17 protein-coding genes are annotated in these 21,443 nt (G+C 51.8%); 3 read left to right on the forward strand and 14 right to left on the reverse strand.

The features are described 5' to 3' along the window. Nucleotides 1-57: 57 nt before the first annotated feature. Nucleotides 58-2,514 carry an Ig-like domain-containing protein gene (locus tag K0I63_RS11530; RefSeq protein ID WP_220081131.1) on the reverse strand — a complete coding sequence of 819 codons (2,457 nt, stop codon included), beginning with the start codon at nucleotides 2,512-2,514 and terminating at the stop codon, nucleotides 58-60. 216 nt (nucleotides 2,515-2,730) lie between these two features. Between K0I63_RS11530 and K0I63_RS11535 the strand changes: the two genes are divergently transcribed. Continuing rightward, nucleotides 2,731-4,050, forward strand: a complete 1,320-nt coding sequence (locus K0I63_RS11535; RefSeq protein ID WP_011866025.1) for a dicarboxylate/amino acid:cation symporter — start codon at nucleotides 2,731-2,733, stop codon at nucleotides 4,048-4,050. 173 nt (nucleotides 4,051-4,223) lie between these two features. Here K0I63_RS11535 and K0I63_RS11540 read toward each other — a convergent pair whose 3' ends face one another. The 13 genes from K0I63_RS11540 to K0I63_RS11600 all read right to left on the reverse strand — a co-directional run bounded on the left by K0I63_RS11540 (nucleotide 4,224) and on the right by K0I63_RS11600 (nucleotide 19,423). Further along, a complete protein-coding gene (locus K0I63_RS11540) occupies nucleotides 4,224-5,528 on the reverse strand; it encodes an inosine/guanosine kinase (protein ID WP_220081132.1) in 1,305 nt (434 codons plus the stop codon). Nucleotides 5,529-5,725: 197 nt separating this feature from the next. Further along, nucleotides 5,726-6,739, reverse strand: coding sequence for a ferrochelatase (gene hemH / locus K0I63_RS11545; protein ID WP_220081133.1), 1,014 nt, complete (start codon nucleotides 6,737-6,739; stop codon nucleotides 5,726-5,728). Between the two features lie 136 nt (nucleotides 6,740-6,875). Continuing rightward, complete coding sequence (gene adk, locus K0I63_RS11550) at nucleotides 6,876-7,520, reverse strand: adenylate kinase (protein WP_220081134.1); 645 nt, start codon at nucleotides 7,518-7,520, stop codon at nucleotides 6,876-6,878. A 543-nt stretch (nucleotides 7,521-8,063) separates the two neighbouring features. Then, nucleotides 8,064-8,903: a co-chaperone YbbN gene (locus K0I63_RS11555; RefSeq protein ID WP_220081135.1), complete on the reverse strand. Its 840-nt coding sequence runs from the start codon at nucleotides 8,901-8,903 to the stop codon at nucleotides 8,064-8,066. Nucleotides 8,904-9,022: 119 nt separating this feature from the next. Further along, on the reverse strand, nucleotides 9,023-10,942 hold the full coding sequence (gene htpG, locus K0I63_RS11560; RefSeq protein ID WP_220081136.1) for a molecular chaperone HtpG: 1,920 nt from the start codon (nucleotides 10,940-10,942) through the stop codon (nucleotides 9,023-9,025). A gap of 155 nt (nucleotides 10,943-11,097) precedes the next feature. Next, a complete protein-coding gene (gene recR / locus K0I63_RS11565) occupies nucleotides 11,098-11,697 on the reverse strand; it encodes a recombination mediator RecR (protein ID WP_220081137.1) in 600 nt (199 codons plus the stop codon). Nucleotides 11,698-11,699: 2 nt separating this feature from the next. Further along, nucleotides 11,700-12,029: a YbaB/EbfC family nucleoid-associated protein gene (locus K0I63_RS11570; RefSeq protein WP_144202934.1), complete on the reverse strand. Its 330-nt coding sequence runs from the start codon at nucleotides 12,027-12,029 to the stop codon at nucleotides 11,700-11,702. Nucleotides 12,030-12,276: 247 nt separating this feature from the next. Continuing rightward, a complete protein-coding gene (dnaX, locus tag K0I63_RS11575; protein ID WP_220081138.1) occupies nucleotides 12,277-15,489 on the reverse strand; it encodes a DNA polymerase III subunit gamma/tau in 3,213 nt (1,070 codons plus the stop codon). Between the two features lie 375 nt (nucleotides 15,490-15,864). Next, nucleotides 15,865-16,419, reverse strand: coding sequence for an adenine phosphoribosyltransferase (gene apt, locus K0I63_RS11580; protein ID WP_083764354.1), 555 nt, complete (start codon nucleotides 16,417-16,419; stop codon nucleotides 15,865-15,867). A 159-nt stretch (nucleotides 16,420-16,578) separates the two neighbouring features. Next, entirely contained in the window at nucleotides 16,579-16,947 is a 369-nt protein-coding gene (locus tag K0I63_RS11585) for a YbaN family protein (protein ID WP_011866035.1), read from the reverse strand. A gap of 319 nt (nucleotides 16,948-17,266) precedes the next feature. Further along, nucleotides 17,267-18,010, reverse strand: coding sequence for an HvfC family RiPP maturation protein (locus K0I63_RS11590; RefSeq protein ID WP_220081139.1), 744 nt, complete (start codon nucleotides 18,008-18,010; stop codon nucleotides 17,267-17,269). After that, entirely contained in the window at nucleotides 18,011-18,847 is an 837-nt protein-coding gene (locus K0I63_RS11595) for an HvfB family MNIO-type RiPP peptide maturase (RefSeq protein ID WP_220081140.1), read from the reverse strand. It lies immediately after the preceding gene. Nucleotides 18,848-18,949: 102 nt separating this feature from the next. Then, nucleotides 18,950-19,423 (reverse strand): HvfA family oxazolone/thioamide-modified RiPP metallophore, encoded by a 474-nt coding sequence (locus K0I63_RS11600; RefSeq protein ID WP_220081141.1) that lies wholly within the window; start codon nucleotides 19,421-19,423, stop codon nucleotides 18,950-18,952. A 441-nt stretch (nucleotides 19,424-19,864) separates the two neighbouring features. Here K0I63_RS11600 and dusC point away from each other — a divergent pair, with 441 nt between their 5' ends. Both dusC and K0I63_RS11610 read left to right on the forward strand, forming a co-directional pair. Then, a complete protein-coding gene (gene dusC, locus K0I63_RS11605; RefSeq protein WP_220081142.1) occupies nucleotides 19,865-20,794 on the forward strand; it encodes a tRNA dihydrouridine(16) synthase DusC in 930 nt (309 codons plus the stop codon). Nucleotides 20,795-21,046: 252 nt separating this feature from the next. Then, nucleotides 21,047-21,403, forward strand: a complete 357-nt coding sequence (locus tag K0I63_RS11610; RefSeq protein ID WP_011866041.1) for a TraR/DksA family transcriptional regulator — start codon at nucleotides 21,047-21,049, stop codon at nucleotides 21,401-21,403. Nucleotides 21,404-21,443 lie beyond the last annotated feature (40 nt).

Raw genomic sequence — 21,443 nt, forward strand, 5'->3', positions numbered from 1 at the left:
AGTTAATCCAATAAAAAAGACGCCATCAGGCGTCTTTTTTATTGGAGGACAATTATTCTAAAGAATACTTACACCGATAGAAACTACTTGTGTAGTTAGACCACCTGGCGTTTCTACTTCAACGATAAACACACCCGTGTTTGGTTCATCTTCACCCTTAAGCGTGACGGTAAACTCACGGCCACCATTATAGTTGGAGCTAGGCCAAACATATTCAGCACTGCTTACTACAGAACCGGCACTCGTCTTAAAGCGAACCTTAGAACCTGCAGGCATCTGCTGGTTATGCAGATCCGAGATAGTAAAGGAAACATTTGCTGCCCCCTTTCCTACTATACTGATACTGCCACCGTAATGATCGCCATCTTTATCGCTAATCAGGATGTCGTCAGGTGCAGTCCCATAAGCCGTACTACCCGACATGACAATTACCAAACTACGGCGCACATAGAGAGATTTCGAATCATTTACACCATCTGCGCAGCCTGCATGGACAGGGTCTGAACACAATACACCGTTGTATTTACCATCTTTAGCCTCGAAGACACCATTGGCATTAAAATCGATTAACTCTTCGAGAGTACCGCCAATTTGCCCACCTGATTGCTGCGGATTGAATAAACCATCTTCGTTGTAATCGTTATAGGCATCGGTCAGATCGAATGACTGACCTGTTACATCTTTACCATTGGTAAACTCTGCCATCTCCGAGGCATCGAAACGACCATTACCGTTGAGATCTGGGAAAGACTCTTCACCGATAGCCGTAGCCGTAACTGTGGCGCGACCACCATACTTCTGACCATAAACGTTACCGTATACCCCAAGCGTCGAATAATAGATCAAAGCCGCACTTGGATTACGAATCATCTCTCCTGCGCCAGAGATAATAGTCTCACCTTCAGGACGTGGTAACTGACTGGTCCAGGTCACCGAACAGGCACCATTGACCGTCTGACAGGCATCTTCGATTGAACCACCTTCGGTAGTAAATGAAACCGTCGTCCCATCGGGAACAGGGTTGTTGAAGGCATCGGCCATACGCGCCGTAACCACTACTTTAGTACCATCTTCGTCCCAACCTTCAGCATTGAGCACAGATGCCGACAGTGAGAAACTGTCTTGATCAGGAATGCCGGTAGAGACAATCAACTGGCTCGACTGGCTCGAAATGGCCGGTACCGCACCATTATCAACGGTCGCGGTAACGCGTAGCGAAGTGGCTACCGTACCCGTAGTAACGACCGTCTGAACGATACCCTCGTTATTAGTAGTTGCCTGCAGAGGCGAGATATCTACGCCGCCTACTTTTGTGTTAAGTGAAAACAAAACGTTTTGATTTGGAACAGGGTTACTGTTCTTATCCAGCACTTTAAATTTAACGACAGAAGACTCTATGCCGCCCGTACCCAAAATTGCGATATTCTGCGGCGTTGCCGATTCAAATACGATACTGCCAACATCTGCTTGCAGGACAGTTAGTGTGCCCGTTGAAGATAGACTAATTCCACCTGCGTTGGCCGTGACGTTAATCTGATCTTCACCCACACAACCTTGCGCACGGTAGGTTGAAGTAGCAACACCATTGCTCGAAGAGACTGGCGAGCTAATCTCGGCCTGAGCAGGATTCTTAGTCGCGCAGGTTGAAGAGAAGTTAACATCTACAGGTTGAGTGAAAGGATTACCTTTATCATCTTGAATAAGCACGGAAATCGTTGCAGTACCACCAGCTGAGAGAGTTGCGGTACTGATCTCAGCTTTTCCTTGGACAAAAGGATCGCCGCTTCCCATCACTACATTGGTTGCACCAACCACAACGATAGTCTTTCCCACCTCATTGGTAGATAGACTCGCGGTTACTTCACCCGCCCCTAAAGAGCTACCAGCATAGATGTCCACCGTAGCCTTACCTTCAGAATCGGTCACCGCGGTCTTGATAGGTAGGTCGCCAATCGTCGTCGCAAAGGTCACGATTGTCGGCTTAGTGATGCCGGTTACCGTAGCGGTGATCTTACCGGGCTCAAGAATACTGATCGATTGAATTGGATTACCGGTACTGTCGGTAAGTGATACAGAAACTTGTGCTCCACCGCCGGCTTCGCCGCCATCACCCACCATGGTGACATTGAGCGATGCACTCTCGCCAGAGCTGGTCGTCGCAATAATAGTCGCGCCAGTATTGATAGCAGCCGTATCCAAGCGCACCTTAGCAATACCATCAGCATCGGTCGCCACTTCCCCCGTACCTGGAGAGAAGGTACCGTAGGTATCATTGTTCAAGCTAAACGATACTAGGGTACTGACTGCGGCTCCGGTTGAATCTTTCACCTTAGCGGTGATCATCGCAGGTTCCGCTACTGAGATCTGCGTATTATCGATAGATAAAGCAATAGAGATAGTTGGCGGCGTCGGTGTACCACCGGATCCACCGTCTGTGACATTTCCCCCGCCGCTACAGGCGACAATAAAAAGCAAAAATAAATATGAGGTAAAAACTTTAAACGCTGACTTCATTGTCAGACTCCCTGTTACTCAGATTATCATTAAAAGCATCTGCTTATTACTTATAGGCTAACATTACACAATTTTCCCATAACTTTTCCATCACTAATCGCAATTAAGAGCGTAAAAGTGACAAAAACTTTAACTATTTAGCCGTTTCATCACCTAGGGTTTCTTGCTAGGCTTTAGGTGCAAATTGAAAAGCATAAAAATAATACAGGAAGCACTATGGCTGGCACGCAAAACAAAAAATTAGGCCTCACCGGAAAAATACTCATAGGTATGGCCGGAGGCATTTTAACCGGGCTACTGCTACGCAGTTTTTTCCCCGGTAGTGAGTTTATCGAAGAGTATATTACTAACGGCTTATTGAACGTGGTCGGCAGTATTTTTATCTCGAGTTTACAGATGTTGGTCGTCCCTCTGGTTTTCATCTCCCTGGTCTGTGGTACCTGCTCGCTGAGTGACCCATCATCCCTTGGCAGGCTCGGCGGAAAAACCATCGCTTTTTATCTGTTTACCACGGCGATTGCCCTTTCTATGGCCATCTTGGTCGCGCTGCTCGTTCATCCAGGTAACGCCTCGCTAGCGGCAGAGAACATGCAGTACAGCGTTAAAGAGGCCCCTAGCCTTTCGGACGTATTGATCAACCTGGTTCCCCGCAACCCGATACAGGCAATGACAGAGGGCAATATGCTGCAGATCATCATCTTTGCAGTGATCTTTGGCTTTGCTATTTCCCATATTGGCGAGCGCGGTAAACGTGTATCGGCACTATTTAATGACTTAAATGAAGTGATCATGCGCGTGGTCACCCTCATCATGCAACTAGCCCCCTACGGTATATTTGCCCTCATGGGTAAACTCGCCTTAACCTTAGGTCTCGAGACATTTGAAAGCGTCGTTAAATATTTCATGGTAGTACTGGCGGTGTTATTAGTCCACGCCTTCGTGAGCTACCCTGTGCTATTAAAACTCTTCTCCGGACTCAGTCCCTTTACCTTTATTCGTAAGATGCGTGATGTGCAGCTGTTCGCCTTTAGTACGGCCAGCTCAAATGCCACGCTGCCGGTGACGCTAGAAACCTCTGAACACCGTCTAGGGGTGGATAACAAGGTTGCCTCTTTCACTCTGCCGCTTGGCGCCACCATTAACATGGACGGCACGGCAATTATGCAGGGTGTCGCCACGGTGTTTATTGCCCAGGTATTTGGTATCGACCTCACCATCACCGACTATGCCATGGTGGTGGTCACTGCAACCCTTGCCTCTATCGGCACTGCAGGCGTACCAGGCGTCGGTCTTATTATGCTGGCAATGGTACTGAATCAGGTGGGTCTGCCTGTCGAGGGTATCGCCCTCATCATGGGGGTCGATAGACTGCTGGATATGGTGCGCACCGCAGTCAACGTGACCGGCGACTCGGTGGCAACTGTGATCATCGCCAAATCGGAAAATGCCTTTAACCAGGCTACTTTCGATGATCCTCAGGCAGGTAAGACAGCGGGAAGCTTCGTCGATCAGGTAAACGCCGAGCTCAAAGAGTAAATATGCTAGATTTCATTAATCTGTAAAAACGAAAAGGCGTCCATCGGACGCCTTTTCTATTGATATACGGTAGAACAGGAATTCGCCTAATCGAGCCTTTCTAAATCAGCACAAGCCTTTTTAAAATAGCACAAGCCAGTTTCAAACTCCCAAAGCCTATCTTTCCCAATAGCCTATCTTTCCCAATAAGCTTCTTCCAGGCTGTCTTCCCGTTCAGGCAGGCCGCGAGACAGGCGTGGACTGTGCTGCGCCAACACCTCGTAGGCTACACGGTTGGCATACTTACAGATCTGCGAGAATGAGGAGTAACACAGGCCATCGCGCTTGTGCTTACTTGAGCCGGGCACATTGGCCTTATGATAGGTGTTAGAGGCAAGGTCGTGCAGCAGCGCCGCCAGCGCACCATCTCCCGCGCCATTGGTGTTACGTATGATCTCAGGACCGCCCATATAAGGCGAGATATGCGCAAATACCTTGATCGGCGTCTGACAGTCACGCTTTAGTTTAGGTCTGGAGAACTCATAGCGATTAAACTCTGGAATTGCGCCAGGTAGCAGCGTATGGCTGGTTTCGCGCTTCTCAGAGTCCTCGGTATAACCTGCGGTATAGAGCCCCAGCGGGCCTGCCGTGGTGAGCACCATATCACACCACTCAAGCGCCGCATTGCTGGCACTCAAGGGATCTTTGAACCCGGTCAGGGCTTCGCCCTCATCTTCGTTCATCGCCAGTATGGTGACATTCTCCTTAATGAATTCGATCCACCACTGTGGATCCTCCTCAATAAGGAATCGTGTCCCCAGGGTAAGTACCACAGGCACATCTGCTGCCTTAGCATACGCGATGGCTTTTAACGCCGCATCTGTGATCTTATCGCCACCGCTCGCGCGCATCAGGTAGGCGGTAAGCACTAGTGCCGACGAGGTCTGCACTATCTCCTGGTCGATATATTCAGGCGTAAGTTTATCCATCGAGCCCTTGCTGATGGCAAAGGTGCGCTCGCCGCACTCTGAGATAAGGGTGAAACAACGACCGATAGGCCCATCGACCGGCTGCAGAAAATTAAGATCCACCTTAGAAGAGGTGTTGCACAGGTAACGATAGGCGTAGCTGCCCACCTCGATGTGGTTGCTCATTACCCCAAACAACACAGAGCGATCGTCGGCAAGAATAGAGTAGTTGTGTACCGTGTTACCTATGGTGCCACCGGCAAATTCATCGCTGATCAGCTCAGAAGCTTTCAGTTCGGTGTAGAGCTGGTGCGCCTTCTCGTCATCGATCAGCGTCGAGTTTCCTTTCGGCAGGGCGTAACGGCTAAGCAGCTCGTCCCCCACTTTGGCCTCGATGTCGACCAGTGTCTGATCAATCCCGCTGATATGGGTGGAAATATGCTGCGGCTGCAGGGTTAACTGCGCCAATAATGGATCGCGATTCTTAACTGGAAAGTAATGTTTCGACTTACGTTGACCGGGAAACTTCATACAGAACTCACTCTAATGCATCCATGCAGAATCAAATAAGAATAAACAGCATACTAGACCCCCTTAGTCTGCTGTCTACCAGGCCGCGTTATGGTTAATGCCACGCGGACGCCATCGCCTCAAAAAAACGGCGGCAGATCGTACCATATAAAATAGCATCGGGCAGTGATTTATGCCGTTTACCCGAGATTCTTTGCTTAAGATTTAAGCCAGCCCGCCGCCTGCTCATCGACCAAGTCCGCGAGCAGCTGCATATGCGCTTCATCCTCGTTCAGACAAGGGATGAAATGGTAGGCCTCCCCGCCCGCCTCGATAAAGCTCTCCTTGCCGCCAATGGAGATCTCTTCAAGCGTCTCCAAACAATCCACGGCAAAGGCCGGACAGAGAATATCCACGCGTTTGACCCCTTGACCCGGCAGGCTCTCAAGCAGCGCATCCGTTGCCGGTGTCAGCCACTCCTCCTTACCAAATTTCGATTGAAAACACAGACGCCACTGTGACTCTGTAAGCCCTAAGGCCTCGGCCAGCAGCTCGGCTGTGCGATGACATTGACGCTGATAAGGGTCACCCTCGGTGACATAACGCAGTGGCACACCATGAAAAGACATCAAGAGGCAATCGCCCTGGCCCTTATCTTGCCAATGACGCCTTACAGACTCGGCCAGCGCCGCGATATAGGCCGGGTGCTCGAAATATTCTTTACTGAAGCGGGTCTCGGGATAGTTGCGTCTGCCCTTATAGTCACTGGCGATGGCATCGAATACCGGTGCCACGGTCGAGCAGGAATACTGGGGATAAAGCGGCAGCACTACCAGGCGCTCAACGCCTTGTGCTATCAGCTTGTCTATTCCCGACGACAGTGAGGGGTTACCGTAACTCATCCCCAACTCCACCGGAATATCACTGCCATGACGCGCTTCTAGAATCGCACTCAGCGCCTCACGCTGACGCTCGCTGATCACCATCAGAGGCGAGCCCTCGGGCCACCAGATAGACTCATAGAGCTTGGCTACGGCCTTGGGACGCGTATTTAAGATGATGCCATTGAGTATGGGTTTCCAGATCCAAGGATTTAGGTCGACCACACGGGGATCGCTGAGAAACTGTTTTAAGAACTGCTTTACATCTTTAGGCGTGGGCGTATCGGGCGTGCCGAGATTAACCAGCAAGACACCAAGCTTAGCGGGAGATAAGTTGTCGACTTTATTCAAGAATTACTCTACTCATATTCTCTGGCAAGGATAGCGCTAGGCTAGCACCCACCCTGGCATAAAAAAAGCCCACCTAGGTGGGCTTTTTCAAATATGAGAAGCAGCTCATATAGCGCTTTACTTTATAGCAGCGGAATTAGCCAATCGCCTTAACGATAGCTTCGCTCACAGCGCCAACACTCTGGGTGCCGTCGAACTTGTTATAGGTCAGCTTGCCTTGCTCGGCAACGTTACCATAGTACTCAACCAGCGGCTTAGTTTGCTCATGGTAGATACCTAGGCGCTTACGCACTGTACTCTCTTCGTCATCGGGGCGGATAGCCAGATCTTCGCCAGTCACATCGTCTTTACCTTCCACCTTAGGCGGGTTGTAAACAATGTGGTATACACGGCCAGAGCCTGGGTGTACACGACGACCGCTCATGCGCTTAACGATCTCTTCGTCTGGCACGTCGATTTCGATCACGTGATCGATATCGATACCGCTAGCCGCCATGGCATCGGCCTGAGGAATGGTGCGTGGGAAACCGTCAAGCAGGAAGCCCTTGGCGCAATCGTCTTGGGCGATACGCTCTTTAACCAGTCCAATAATCAGCTCATCAGAAACCAACTGTCCTGCATCCATCACTTTTTTGGCTTCTAGACCCAGAGGCGTTCCCGCTTTAACGGCTGCACGGAGCATGTCGCCCGTAGAAATTTGTGGCACACCGTATTTTTCCATGATGAATTGGGCTTGAGTACCTTTACCGGCACCTGGGGCACCTAATAGCATAATGCGCATCTGAGAGTCCTCTTATTTCGCATAAATTTGATTATTAGTTTTATCTGGGCGGCGATCTTCGCACAAATGGGCGCCTATTTGAAGGGCCGCATGGCCAGTTTTAATTCGACTTTAGGCTGATACCACAGATACCACCTTATAAAGCGACCGGGTCAGCATATATCACTGGTATGATAACCTGATGCAGAGACTCATTAGGGCCTGTTGTTCTTTCAAGTTTAATTTTTGTTCAATCTAAACGCGTTTTGCACGAGGCGAGAGTCATGAAGCATAGTTACTCTATGTGAATGGCGAACAACCAAGAAATCGTCTGGAACGATTTCTAACAGCATTGCTGACCGCCCACGGTGAAAGGCAGGAAGCCTTTCATAAAGTGCAGTGCGTGTTTAGTTGACCCCATTGGGCAGTGTTTGTAGGCCATTTTTACAGCGTTATCGCCCGTTTGTGTAACTCTGGTTTATAAAAACACTACACGCACAGGCTCCGCCTTGTATAAATCACCTACAAACTGCTGTAAAAACAAACAGCAAAGATCAACAGACCCTAGTAGAGCAAAGTGTATAATTTGCGGCGATATTGATTGGCCACGGCATGTCCCTGACCCAAGGCGGTGAGGATCTCCATGAAAAGCTGCTTGATCTCGCCTTGCTGGGCCTGCAGATCTGTCTTTAATATCAGATAGAGACGCTCGAGGGCTTCTTCATCGCGCTTGGCGCCATGAAGCGCCTTGGCAAGGGAAAGTAGCTTGGCATAATCGCTGGGGTCTTGTTCGACATCATCCAGCAGACTTCTGATCTCCGGCGTATCGGCGGCGTCCAGCGCCAGGGAGAGCTTGGCCTTGAGGCTCTGATAGTAGGCGTCTTGATCGGCAAGGCCGATACCATCGAGTAGCACCTTAGCCTGATTGATGTCTGACACGACCAGCAGCGCATCGGCATACACCAAGGATACCTCGGCCGTCTGGCACTCCTGATAGGCTTGCTTAAGCAGCGGCAGCGCCCCTTCGGCATCGCCCTGTGCCAGTTGCACCTTGGCCTGATTAAGCGCGACTTGCCAGGCCTTAGGCAGATGCTGGTCGAGTAAGGCCTCAATTTGCGCCGCCTCTTGCAGGCCGGCAAAGCCATCGACAGGCTTACCCTCTTTCAGTACCAAAGTGGTTGGCAGACTCTGGATCTGAAAATAGTTGGCTATCTCCATCTCCTGATCGCAGTTGACCTTAGCCAGCAGGAAACGCCCCTGGGCGGCAATCTGGGTCAGCATCTGCATCAGCTGCAGGCTCTCTGGGCTCTGCTGGCTCCAAAACGTCATGACCACCACCTGCTGCATGGAGGCATCGACCACTTGCTGAATGTTTTCTTTGGTTAAATCCAATACTGAATCCATAATATCTCTTTTATCGAGAGCGTCTCTTTTTTGAGAGAGCTTGTCTCTGTTAATGAGTTAGCGATAAGTAGATAGCATAAGAGGCAGTCAAACTGCCTCTTACTAACTCTAGCTTAGATTTACTTAACGCTGGCTAACAACATCTTGTTCATCAGTTTGATGAAGGCTGATGGGTCGGCCAGGCTGCCTTTCTCAGACAGCTGCGCCTGTTGTAGCAAGAGCTCGGCCCACTGACCAAACACCTCTTCATCCTGCTCAGTATCCAAACGTTTCACCAGCGGATGCTCAGGGTTAAGCTCAAACACAGGCTTGCTCTCGGGCACAGCCTGGCCAGCGGCCTGCATCAATTTAATCATCTGCGACGACATCTCACCGGCGCCAGCGACCACACAGGCAGGGGTGTCGGTTAGACGACTGGTCACCTTCACCTCGGCCACCTTGTCGCCCAGCACCTCTTTAACGCGCTTCACTAAACCTTCAGATTCAGTCTCCAGCTTCTCCTGGGCCTCTTTCTCGGCGGCATCTTCCAGCTCGCCCAGTTCGAGGTCACCACGAGTCACCGAGTGCAGCTGCTTGCCGTCAAACTCGGTGAGATGGTTGATCAACCACTCGTCGATACGCTCTGACATCAACAGCACCTCGATCCCCTTCTTACGCAGCAGCTCAAGGTGTGGGCTGTTGGCCGCCGCTTCATGACTGTCGGCAACGATGTAGTAGATCTTGCTCTGACCTTCCTTCATGCGCTCAACATAGTCGCTTAATGATACGGTATGAGCCGCTTCATTGGTGTGAGTCGAGGCAAAGCGTAGCAGCCCGGCGATCTTCTCCTTGTTGGCGAAATCTTCCGCCGGACCTTCTTTCAGTACCTGGCCAAACTCGGCCCAGAAGCTTTGATACTTCTCGGGATCGTTCTTAGCCAGCTTCTCTAGCATGCCAAGCACGCGCTTGGTCACCGCAGTGCGCAGCGCCGTGGTGATCTTGTTGTCCTGCAAAATCTCACGCGAAACGTTCAGCGGCAGATCGTTTGAGTCGATAAGACCCTGCACGAAACGCAGGTAGCTCGGCATAAACTGCTCGGCATCATCCATCACGAATACGCGCTGAACGAAGAGTTTCAGGCCGTGTTTACGGTCGCGATTCCACAGATCCCATGGGGCTTTCGACGGGATGTAAAGCAGACTGGTGTACTCCTGCTTACCCTCGACGCGGTTGTGGCTCCACAGCAGAGGATCGGTAAAATCATGAGAGATATGCTTGTAGAACTCTTGATACTCTTCGTCGGTGACATCACTCTTGTTACGGGTCCACAGGGCGGTCGCCTTGTTCATCGCCTTCCAGTGACCTTCGGTCGCAGGAATGGCTTCACCGCCCTCCTCGGTCGCTTCCTGGGCTGGCGTGCCTTCTTGCCACATCTCTACCGGTACCGAGATATGATCTGAGTATTTGGTGATGATAGAGCGCAGACGATAATCGCTCGCAAACTCTTTCTCTTCTTCGCGAAGATGCAAGATGATCTCTGTACCACGGCTCTCTTTAACGATGTTTTCGACGGTAAATTCACCTTCACCGGCTGATTCCCACTGCACCGCCTCATCTGCCGCGTGACCGGCGGCGCGGGTGCGTACGGTCACCTTATCGGCAACGATGAAGGCCGAATAGAAGCCCACACCAAACTGACCAATCAGCTGTGAGTCTTTAGACTCATCGCCCGATAGATTCTTGAAAAATTCTGCGGTGCCCGACTTGGCGATGGTACCCAGATGCTCTATCACGCCATCGCGGGTCATACCGATACCATTATCTTCAATGGTCACTGTACCTTTCTCGCTATCGGCACTGACGCGTACGCGCAGCTCACCATCGCCTTCGTAAAGCTCATCTTTAGTCAGGGCTTCGTAACGAAGTTTATCGGCCGCATCGGCGGCGTTAGAGACCAATTCACGCAAGAAAATCTCTTTATTGGAGTATAAAGAGTGGATCATCAAATTGAGTAGTTGTTTGACTTCTGTTTGAAAGCCATGGGTTTCTTGATGTGACATGGATGTTTCCTTCTCTATTTCACAAAAACGCTTATGGCTTTAGAGATGGGGCTGGATTTTCGCTTTTCAAGCCAAAAACAGACAAAGGGTTTTAATTGGTCAAAAAAAATCCAGCTCAAGATGAACTGGATTTTATTGTAGGACTTAAAAGAGCCTTATAACGGAATGCGTCCATTAAAGGAGAGCGCCAGCGTGGTGCTGTCGACATACTCGAGCTCGCCGCCCACGGGCACACCATGAGCGATTCGGCTCACATTGACCTCATGCTGCTTGGCCATATCGGCGATAAAGTGCGCCGTCGCGTCCCCTTCTACCGTCGGGTTGGTCGCCAGGATGAGCTCGCTCACCTCGCCACTGGCAAGATGGGTCTCCAGCAGGCTCAGCCCGAGCTCGTCCGGTCCCACACCATCGAGGGGTGACAGGTGGCCTAAGAGCACAAAATAACGGCCCGAGAAGTGACCGCCGGCTTCAATCGCCAGCACGTCTGCAGGCGTCTCGACCACACAGATCAGATCTGAGCTGCCACGGCGACTACTGGCGCAGATGGGGCACAGGCTCTCCTCGGTGAAGGTGCGACAACTGCTGCAGTGCCCCACATCACTCATGGCACGCGACAATGCCTGAGCCAGCTTGTGACCCGCCTTGCGATCGCGCTCGAGCAGCTGAAACGCCATGCGCTGAGCCGACTTGGGGCCAACCCCGGGCAAGCAGCGCAGCGACTGGATCAACTCATCGACCAGGGGACTAAATTTCATCGTTAGAAAGGCATCTTCATGCCAGGTGGCAACTGCATGCCGCCTGTGACTTCAGCCATCTTCTCTTTCTGGCTCTCTTCGACACGACGCGCCGCATCGTTACAAGCCGCCGCGATCAGATCTTCGAGCATCTCTTTGTCATCTTCTAGCAGGCTTGGGTCGATCTCGACCTTACGTACGCTGTGAGAGCCTGTCATAGTGACCTTAACAAGACCCGCACCGGCTTCACCGGTCACTTCCATACGCGCGATCTCTTCTTGCGCCTTGGCCATCTTGTCTTGCATCATCTGGGCCTGTTTCATCAGGTTGCCCATACCGCCTTTTCCAAACATATCGAGTTCTCTTCAATATTAAAAAAACTGGCTAATCTTACTGAATTAGCACCAATAAGCAATCAAAGCTGATCACCAATCTTAAAACTTATGACCTGCGAGCCCTTTCGCATTGCTCGCTCCATTCATTCTATCGAGCCTACTGCACTCGCTCACTGCGTTTGCTCACGACACTTGCTCACGACATTAGTTAGTCGCACTAACGCATGACTCAAGCATGACTCATGTAAGCGATAACTCGCGAAAGTTAAGACTCCTCTGTCGCCACAAAGTTCGACTTATCGATAAGTGCTATCGTCTGGCCCCGCTTACCCAGCAGCTCTGGCAGATAACTTAAGCTGTCTGGCTCCATCTCTGCCTGCATCATCTGTGTCAGCCATCGAATGTTTTCATCTTGTAATAACCCCTGATGCGCCTGCTCGAGCAGCTCGCGATGAAAACGCTGACGTATCTCTAGCGGCGTCTCGCGCTCCGGCTCGACGCCGACACTAAACGCCACCTGGCAACTGCCGCCCAAGGCCTTAGACAAGGCATCTTCGAGCTGCGTGATGGCGCCTGGCGCCGCCAAGTGCTTCTGATTGGGTTTGAGCACCAAAGGCAGCGGCTCACTAAAGGCCTGACATACGGCGTTGACCGCCAGCTGTCTTACCCGGCCGCCGATCTCCAGCGCCGACATCAAGCGGTACCACTTAAGATCCGTATCGTGCCCTGTGATCTCATCAGTCACAAAGGCCACCCGGGTCGTCTGACTGACGGGCTGAGTGACGGCTGACGATGCAGAAGATTCCTGCGCTGCTGGGCGCTGGACGGGATCATTGCCTATAGCACCGCTTTCATTTGGGCTTTGGCCCTCCGAGCTTTGGTCCTCCAAGCTGAGTTCATCCAAGCCTTGTTCAGTCTGAGCAGCTGCAGCGGCGCGGACGTGTGATTCAGTCTCTGTATCGACTTGCTCGACAAGATTAGATGCTTCATCGCTTGGCGCGGTCATCGCCTGCAGACTTGGATCAGGCGACACCCAAGGCGGCCTGTCTTCATCATTTAGGTACGCAGTAGGTTGCTGCGCCAAATTATTGTTCTGCGTCTCAGGCACTTCAGTCTCTTGCTCTATCCTCGCCGTCATGTTCGAGACAGCTTCGACGCTCAAGGCTTTTTCACCGACCCTCTGGGATTCGTCATTCCCGCTCAAGGCTGCTTGCTCTGGCCGTTTGGGCGGCACATAAGGCGCTGCACCAAACTGATTATCTTCGCCCGCCTGCTGTTCACTACTTGGCTGAGCCTGGTTAGCCCCAGGCTTTTTAGCGCCGACTAGGGGCTTTTTTGATGCGCTCTCCTTAGCCGCGTCCTCCTTAGCCGCATCTTCCTCAAGATCGCTAAGCAGGCTCTGACGCGCATTCAATACGGCGTCGAGCAGATCATCTTCTAACAGGTTGGGCGTAGTTTCTTCACTCGCCGATGCTGTACCGGTGGCCAAGCCGCCATGGGGGGCATCTTCATTTACCGGAGCACTGCTAGCCTGGACACTATTGTCAACCTGCGTTGTCGCCGCAGAGGAAGAGATATCGCCAGACGCCGGATTATCCTGTCCCTGCTGATAGGCAAGGTAAGCTTCATAGTCGCTTGGGTCACCAGACTCATCTTCGCCTGAGCTGAAATAGAGATCATCGTAAAAACTGCCACTCTCGTCTGCTGACGAACTGGCTTGCTCGGCTATTGAAGCCGTTTGCTCTACGCTTTCTGCAGGCGTTTGAATCTCGCTAGGCAGAGCCGCTTCATCGCCTTGTGCTGTCGCATCACTCGTCGACGCACCCACTTTAGAATCGGCAGATGCATCGCTTACGGGACTTTTATTTGCCGAGCTTGTTTCTTGCGCGCTCGGCTCAGGGCTAGACACAGGCTCAGTGCTAGGCACAGGACTATACTTAGTACTAAGCTCAGGGCTGTGCCCTTGGCTTTGGGCCTGGCTCAAGATCAGCTGCTGCTCGGCAAACAGATCGAGCGCGCCCTCATCCTCTTCAAGCGCATCCTGCTCACCTGAATCCGCTTCGACTAAGTCCGCTTCAATTGGGCTGTCAGTATCGCTTAACTTTTTCGTCTGCTCAGCAGTGGGCGCTTGCGCATCGTCTTGAGAAAACACTGCCGCACTTGCTTCACTGCTGGCCTCGACCTTAGCCTTTTCTTCAACCTTAGCCTTTTCTTCAACCTCGGCTTCCACTTCGACCTGACTATTTGGTACAGACGCAGCAGGTTCCACCGACTTAACTGTTTCATCTGCCTTAGCAGAGATTGGCGCAACATCTTCACCCTTGCCCTGTTCAGGTAAGGGTGTGTCAGGTAAGAGGATCTCGCTGCCGGCCTCGCCCATCCAGCGCTGCACGGGTGCCTCGGGCACAAAGGCGATGGCGCGCAACAGCGCCATCTCCAGGCCAGACTTAGGATCCGGCGCGTGGGGCAGGTCCTGTCGACCATTTAGCAATAGTTGATAATATAGCTGTACCTGCTCGGGCCTTAACTGCTTGGCGAATGCCTTGATCTGCTCGGCATATTGCGACAACTGAGCGGCGCTGGGCGCAAACTGGGTCAAGGTGATCTGGTGCAGCAGTTCCAGCAGGCTGCGCAAAACCTCATGGGGATCGGCGCCGAAGGATAAAACATCCCCGGTCACCTTCATGAGCTGATCCACGTCGCCATCACACAGGGCTTTGAGCAACACAATCACATGGTGCTCATCTATGGTGCCTAGCATGGTCTGCACCTGAGTGAGCCTTACCTGACCAGCCCCGAAGGCGATGGCCTGATCTGTCAGACTCAAGGCGTCACGCATACTGCCGTTGGCTGCCTTGGCGAGTAGTTTTACCGCGCCATCGTCATAGCCAACCTGCTCCTGCGCTAGGATGTGGCCAAGCTGCACGCAGATCTCATCGAGTGTCAGACTCTTAAGGTTAAATTGCAGACAGCGGGAGAGTACGGTGACCGGCAGGCGCTGAGGATCTGTGGTCGCCAGCAAGAACTTAACATGCTCTGGGGGCTCTTCCAGTGTCTTCAACAGCGCATTGAAGCTGCTGCGCGAGAGCATGTGCACCTCATCGATAAGATACACCTTGAAACGGCCGCGTGTGGGGCGATACTGAACGTTGTCCAACAACTCGCGGGTGTCGTCAACCTTAGTGCGCGACGCCGCATCCACCTCGATAAGATCGACAAAACGGCCCTGGGCGATCTCGACGCAGCTGGCACATTGGCCACAGGGCGTAGCCGTTACCCCATGCTCACAGTTCAGTCCCTTGGCAAATAGCCTGGCCAGACTCGTCTTACCTACCCCTCGGGTACCGGTAAACAGATAGGCATGATGTAGACGGTTTTGCGATAAGGCATTGGTAAGGGCATGCAGCACATGTGACTGACCGACGACTTGCTCAAATGTTGCAGGGCGCCATTTTCTGGCTAACACCTGATATGACATGGAACTCCCCAAGGTTGGTAACTATTACGAAGCACACTTCATTAATCAGCAAACAATAACATGCCAAGGTCCATCTCGCTAGCAAGCTAAGCGCTTAGCGCGCCTTAATTTATCTTTGTTAAGCCAGCTTGCTTCATGTTTAACCTATCACCCGCTTTGCCCGCCCAAATGAGGCCTAATGCTAAGCCATCTTGAGCGCCCCTTTAGCCAGTCTTTAGCGAGCTGACGGCGCAATGCTCGCCTTCTCCCCACGCCCATGGGGCAATCAACAGGACCACATATCTCATCGGCCTGAAATCACTGGGCCAGATAGCAAAATGCCGCGGCATAGCCACGGCACTTATATGATCGACATGAGCGATCAATTAGACGGTATTACTCGCCTTCAAACTCACACAGGGTCATCAGAGAGAGGCCCATCTCGGCTAGACGATGCTCGCCGCCAAGCTCTGGCAGAGAGATCACAAACGCCGCATGCTCAACCTCACCACCGAGCTGACGGATAAGCTTTACTGTCGCTTCGATAGTACCGCCTGTAGCCAGCAGATCGTCGACCACCAATACCTTATCGCCTGGCTTAATGGCATCGGTATGGATCTCCAGCATGTCATGGCCATATTCCAACTCATAACTCTCAGAGATAGTTTCGCGCGGCAGTTTACCTGGCTTACGCACAGGCACGAAACCGACGCCCAACTCTAACGCCAGCGGCGCGCCGAAAAGAAAGCCACGCGCCTCAGTGCCCACCACTTTGGTCACGCCAAGATCTTTATAGCGCTCAACAAACAGGGCAATCGTCGCCTGATAGGCCGCTGGGTCTTCCATTAAACTGGTTACATCGCGAAACATGATCCCTGGTTTCGGATAATCTGGAATTGTCTTAATGCTCTGCTTGATCAAGGCTAACTTGTCTGTATTCATTACTACCATCTTTTTCGTTTGAGCCCTTAAAAAGGACAAACTGGCCATAGGGCCAGTTTTGACTAGAATTTTCGGCTAAAGCTTAAGCTCCTTTGATATTGGTTGCAACAGCGAATGTCACAAAGCTTAACCAAACTCACCGCCTAGGTTCACAACCTAAGTTCACAATCAGTCGTCTAATTCGGGAATTTGCCTGAGATAAAGCAACAAGCCTGTCAGCATGGCCAGCAGCATCAACTTCACCCACAGCAGCGGCACCAAAATGATACTCACGCTAAAACTTAAACAGGTAGCGATATAGGCCTTGCGCTTCAAGCCGCGGCGAATGGCGCGCTCGCTATGCCAGTTCTGCAGCGCATCGGCAAACCAAGGGTGGGTCATCAGCCAGTCATGCAGGCGCGAACTCGAGCGGGCGAAACAAAAAGCCGCCAGCAAGATAAAAGGCACGGTCGGCAACAGCGGAAGGGCGATGCCAAGCAGGCCTAGAAACAGACTGCTAAGGCCTAGGAGTAGATAGAAGCCCCGCTTGATAACCATGAATTCCTCGCATAAAAAAACCACTCAAGAATGAGTGGTTAGTATACCCGACTTAGCCCGCTAAGCTAGTTGCTTAACCGCTTAAGGCTAATGCTTAAGAGATCAGGTTTAGGTGTTTCAACCATGATAGGGTAGCTGGCAGCGTAGGCAACATCATTACCAGCAAGAAACCAAGAAAATAAACAAAATTAAACGGGTCTTTAAACGGCTGACTCATACTTTCCTCACTCATGATTGACAACTTTTATTGATCTAGATCAATTTTCGCCGCCATTATAGTGACAAGCCAGCACGATAGAAAGGCCTAATTGGACAAAATTTATCTCGCGGCGACCACTATGCCCCGCTGAGCCATATCCAGCAGCAACTGCCGACAACCCTCTACTATCTGAGACCTCGGCATCTGCTGATAAAGTGATGCGAGCCAGTCACATAGCGCAGCAAACTCCACACCATCTTGCTGCTCGATATAGGCCAGCACCTGCGCCGTAAGCGGATTAAGCTGCAAGAAACAGACTTCATCGTCAGCATCCCGGTAGATACAGAAAAAGTTAGGCTGCTCGCTAGGCGCCTCGGGGCGATAGTCGGGGCTGATACGCTGCACCTCAAAATGGTATTGGGCCACCCTGGCGGCCAAGCTTAACCCCAGGGGCTGGGTTTCCAGGCTTTGCTCGTCAATACGTTGCGACTGTCTGTCATCGGGCGCCGTGGCCACCACCAGCTCCAACCATTCATAGTGAGCCAACTCTAGCATGAAGGCGGGATCTTGCTCGCTCAGCTGATACTCGTTTTGTAAGAACAGCAAAAACTCTTGGGCGATTTCGATAAAAATCGGCGTCTGACAATCATGGGTCACAAAAAACTGCTGCACCAGCGCCTGCCAGTCATCTTCTTCATACAAGGAGCAGAGCACGGGAAATCCGCTCGCGACAAACCCCTTCACATTATTAAAAAACAGTTCGCGATAGATCCCCATACGCCTTTCATCCGTCCCCTGAGGCAGGGGCGATGAAGGGTCTTTGATGTAATCGATAAACGACTGCTGAACTTGGGTAAAACTCATCTAGGCACTCCGATGGCTGGGCTGTAATGCCTTGGTCTGATAGTCATGTATCTTGTTGATCTCTTCGAGCAACTCTGAAGTAGCCGGAATGTTAAAGTCACGCTCAAGCAAGGTTGGAAACACACCATGGGTCTGATAACAGATCGCTAACAACCGCCACACGGGGTCGATCACCTCGCTGCCATGGGTATCAACCTTAAGATCTTCTGCCTCATCATAATGACCGGCAATATGCAGATAGGCGATACGCTCACTGGGCATGGCCCTTAAGAAGGCTTCGGCGTCATACTGATGATTGATCGAGTTAACATAGATGTTGTTCACATCCAGCAGCAGGCGACAATCTGCCTCTTCAAGCACGGCGCTGACAAACTCGCACTCACTCATCTCGCTCGCGGGCGCGGCGTAAAAGGATACGTTTTCCAGAATAAAGGGACGCTCTAAGATATCCTGCACCTGCTCAATACGCCTTGCCACGTGGCGCACCGCCTCATCAGTAAAGGGGATTGGCATCAAGTCATACAGATGGCCCTTGCCCGAGCAGTAACTTAAGTGCTCCGAATAGATATCTATGCCGTGATGATCGAGAAAGTGCTTCACCTGTTTAACGAAACGGGTATCTAGGGGCTCTGGGCCACCGATAGAGAGCGACAGTCCGTGGCAGAAAAACTTGTGCTTCTCGGTTAACTGCCTAAATTGACGGCCAAACTTACCACCAAGTGTCATCCAGTTCTCGGGCGCCACCTCGAAAAAATCGATGGCACCAGGGACAGACTGGCAAAACTCATCTAGCATCTCGCGGCGCAGGCCGAGACCCACCTTAGCTTGTGTCATCATCACTCCACCTCTAGTGAACAAATTGACGCATTTACCTTATGTAAAAAGAATTAGGCCAGTGAAAACTGGCCTAATCGACATGGGCAATTGCCTTAAGGCCTATTACTTATGGCCGCCACACTTGCCTTCTTTGCCCTTCTTCATATCTTCGCCACACTTGCCCTCTTTGGCCTTCATGTTCTCGCCACACTTACCTTCTTTGGCTTTCATGTTTTCGCCACACTTACCTTCTTTGGCTTTCATGTTTTCGCCGCACTTACCCTCTTTATGGGCCTTCATCTGGGCGCCGCATTTACCTTCGCCACACTTACCTTCTTTGGCGCCTTTCTTCATGCCTTCGCCACATTTACCCTCTTTGGCTTTCATGTTCTCGCCGCACTTACCTTCTTTGGCGCCTTTCTTCATGTTCTCGCCACACTTGCCTTCGCCACACTTACCTTCGCCATCGGCGATCTGGTAACCAGCTTGCATTTCACTGTAACCAAACGGATTAGCTTGAGCCTGCGCCGCAAACGCGCTACCAACAAACACAGTGCCTAACGCTACAGCAACAGCAGTATTCTTTACTAATTTCATAATCTCTTCCTTTGTTGATCTCTTATATGCAATGGTTTGCCAACATCAGTGCGTTGCTGGCTCGGATAATATGACCCGGCCCCCTAGATTTTTATTTCAAAAAACTTATCAGGCATCACATTTATGACCCAAATTATGTGTTAGCGCAAGCATCTAAACAGCAGTAATCGATTGATCTCACGTCTTTATTGACTAAAAATCGATAAGCCAGTCATAGATAACAAAAGATACTCGCATCTGACTCATAAGTTTGGCTGGGCACAGCCGTTATCCCCACACCTTCCCGCACGCACACAGGCTTTGTATCTGCTAGGCGCTTGACGTAGAATAAGCGCCCTTTTACCCGGCCTGGCAATGCAGTACTCAAGCAGTACGTACACCATGGCCGACAGGTTCACCTTTTTAGGCTCTGCGCCTTGAATTAATGAGAAAACGAGAATCATGCGTGTCATCTTAGCCCCGATGGAAGGCGTTGCCGACGCCCCGATGCGAGCCCTGCTAACCAGCGTTGGTGGCTATGACATGGTGATCAGCGAGTTTATTCGCGTCGTCGATCAGCTGCTGCCAGAAAAAGTCTTCTACCGACTCTGCGCCGAGCTTAAGTACCAATGCAAAACCGCCTCGGGTACCCCGGTGCGCCTGCAATTGCTGGGGCAGGAGCCCAACTGGATGGCCGAGAATGCCATTCGCGCCGTCGAGCTCGGTTCTCGCGGCGTCGATCTTAACTATGGCTGCCCTGCCCCTATGGTTAATCGCAGCAAGGGCGGCGCGGCGCTGTTAAAAGAGCCCGAAACCATCTACCGGGTGACCCAGGCCGTGAGGCAGGCGGTGCCCAAGGATAAGCCAGTGTCGGCCAAGATCCGCCTGGGGTGGGATGACAAGAGCCGCTGCACTGAAATTGCCCAGGCTATCGAGGCGGCCGGCGCCACCGAACTCACGGTGCACGCTCGCACCAAAGAGGAAGCCTACCGACCGCCGGCGCACTGGGAATATATCGCGCAGATAAAATCTGTCACTCGCCTGCCCATCATAGCCAACGGCGAGATCTGGGGCAGAGAAGATTACCTGAAATGCCTCGAGGCCAGCGGCTGTGATGACGTCATGCTCGGCCGCGGCGCCCTGACCATCCCCAACCTAGCCCACGTCGTTAAAGGCGAGCAGACGCCTATGCCCTGGCCCGAGGTGCTGGCGCTGCTGCTGCAATATTCAGAGTTTGAGATCGTCAGCGAGAAAGAGAAGTACTATCCGGCGCGCATCAAACAGTGGCTGAGGTTTATCGCCCGCCACTATGAGGAGGGCGAAGCCCTGTTCCGCCAGTTACGCGTACTGAAAGATACCCAGAGCATCTTGTCCCTGCTACGCAGTTGCTAGCAAGATACTTGTGCCTGACGGTCGCATCTGTAGGCTCTATGATGCTTCAGGGCTTCAGGCACTGCTAACCTTCAAGCCTTCCCTATCTCAAGGCGCGACAAATAGCCAGCCTAGCCGCGCCTTAACTGGTCTGATCTTCACATCCCTCAACGCGATTCACCATAAAAGTCACCGACTTTTGATCTTAGTCATAGCCAATACGCCCAAGCGGTTTAGACTGATTATCTAAGAATATCAACTAGGCAATGATTTGTGAGCAGATCCCATATCAGACATGAACTGTCGGTGCTTGAAGCGAATCTCAGGAAAGAGTTAGGTACCCTGCTGGCATTACATCAAATAACGCTCGATACCCAGCAACTCTCGCTGACCTCCCTCATCGACGAGATGACCGCGGCCAAACTGGCCGACGAGCCCCTATTTATCAAGCTGACCCAACTCGATGCGGCGCTGTGCCAGCTGGATCTGGGTCTCTACGGCTTGTGCTCAGACTGCGAGGCCGATATCGAAGCCGAGCGGCTCAACGCCAATCCGCTCGAGCAGCGCTGCACCCAGTGCGCCGCCGATTACGCCCACGAACACAGGCACGAGCTCAGGCTCACCCACTAAGCACACATCCCTAAGCGGGCTGCTTGCTAATCGAGCGGTT

Source organism: Shewanella rhizosphaerae, assembly GCF_019457655.1.
In the GTDB taxonomy this organism is placed as follows: domain Bacteria; phylum Pseudomonadota; class Gammaproteobacteria; order Enterobacterales; family Shewanellaceae; genus Shewanella; species Shewanella loihica.

Coding starts and splice junctions, on each gene's coding strand:
- K0I63_RS11530 (WP_220081131.1), bottom strand. CDS start 2,514: ATGAAGTCAGCGTTTAAAGTTTTTACCTCATATTTATTTTTGCTTTTT.
- K0I63_RS11535 (WP_011866025.1), top strand. CDS start 2,731: ATGGCTGGCACGCAAAACAAAAAATTAGGCCTCACCGGAAAAATACTC.
- K0I63_RS11540 (WP_220081132.1), bottom strand. CDS start 5,528: ATGAAGTTTCCCGGTCAACGTAAGTCGAAACATTACTTTCCAGTTAAG.
- adk (WP_220081134.1), bottom strand. CDS start 7,520: ATGCGCATTATGCTATTAGGTGCCCCAGGTGCCGGTAAAGGTACTCAA.
- K0I63_RS11555 (WP_220081135.1), bottom strand. CDS start 8,903: ATGGATTCAGTATTGGATTTAACCAAAGAAAACATTCAGCAAGTGGTC.
- htpG (WP_220081136.1), bottom strand. CDS start 10,942: ATGTCACATCAAGAAACCCATGGCTTTCAAACAGAAGTCAAACAACTA.
- recR (WP_220081137.1), bottom strand. CDS start 11,697: ATGAAATTTAGTCCCCTGGTCGATGAGTTGATCCAGTCGCTGCGCTGC.
- K0I63_RS11570 (WP_144202934.1), bottom strand. CDS start 12,029: ATGTTTGGAAAAGGCGGTATGGGCAACCTGATGAAACAGGCCCAGATG.
- dnaX (WP_220081138.1), bottom strand. CDS start 15,489: ATGTCATATCAGGTGTTAGCCAGAAAATGGCGCCCTGCAACATTTGAG.
- apt (WP_083764354.1), bottom strand. CDS start 16,419: ATGGTAGTAATGAATACAGACAAGTTAGCCTTGATCAAGCAGAGCATT.
- K0I63_RS11585 (WP_011866035.1), bottom strand. CDS start 16,947: ATGGTTATCAAGCGGGGCTTCTATCTACTCCTAGGCCTTAGCAGTCTG.
- K0I63_RS11590 (WP_220081139.1), bottom strand. CDS start 18,010: ATGAGTTTTACCCAAGTTCAGCAGTCGTTTATCGATTACATCAAAGAC.
- K0I63_RS11595 (WP_220081140.1), bottom strand. CDS start 18,847: ATGATGACACAAGCTAAGGTGGGTCTCGGCCTGCGCCGCGAGATGCTA.
- K0I63_RS11600 (WP_220081141.1), bottom strand. CDS start 19,423: ATGAAATTAGTAAAGAATACTGCTGTTGCTGTAGCGTTAGGCACTGTG.
- dusC (WP_220081142.1), top strand. CDS start 19,865: ATGCGTGTCATCTTAGCCCCGATGGAAGGCGTTGCCGACGCCCCGATG.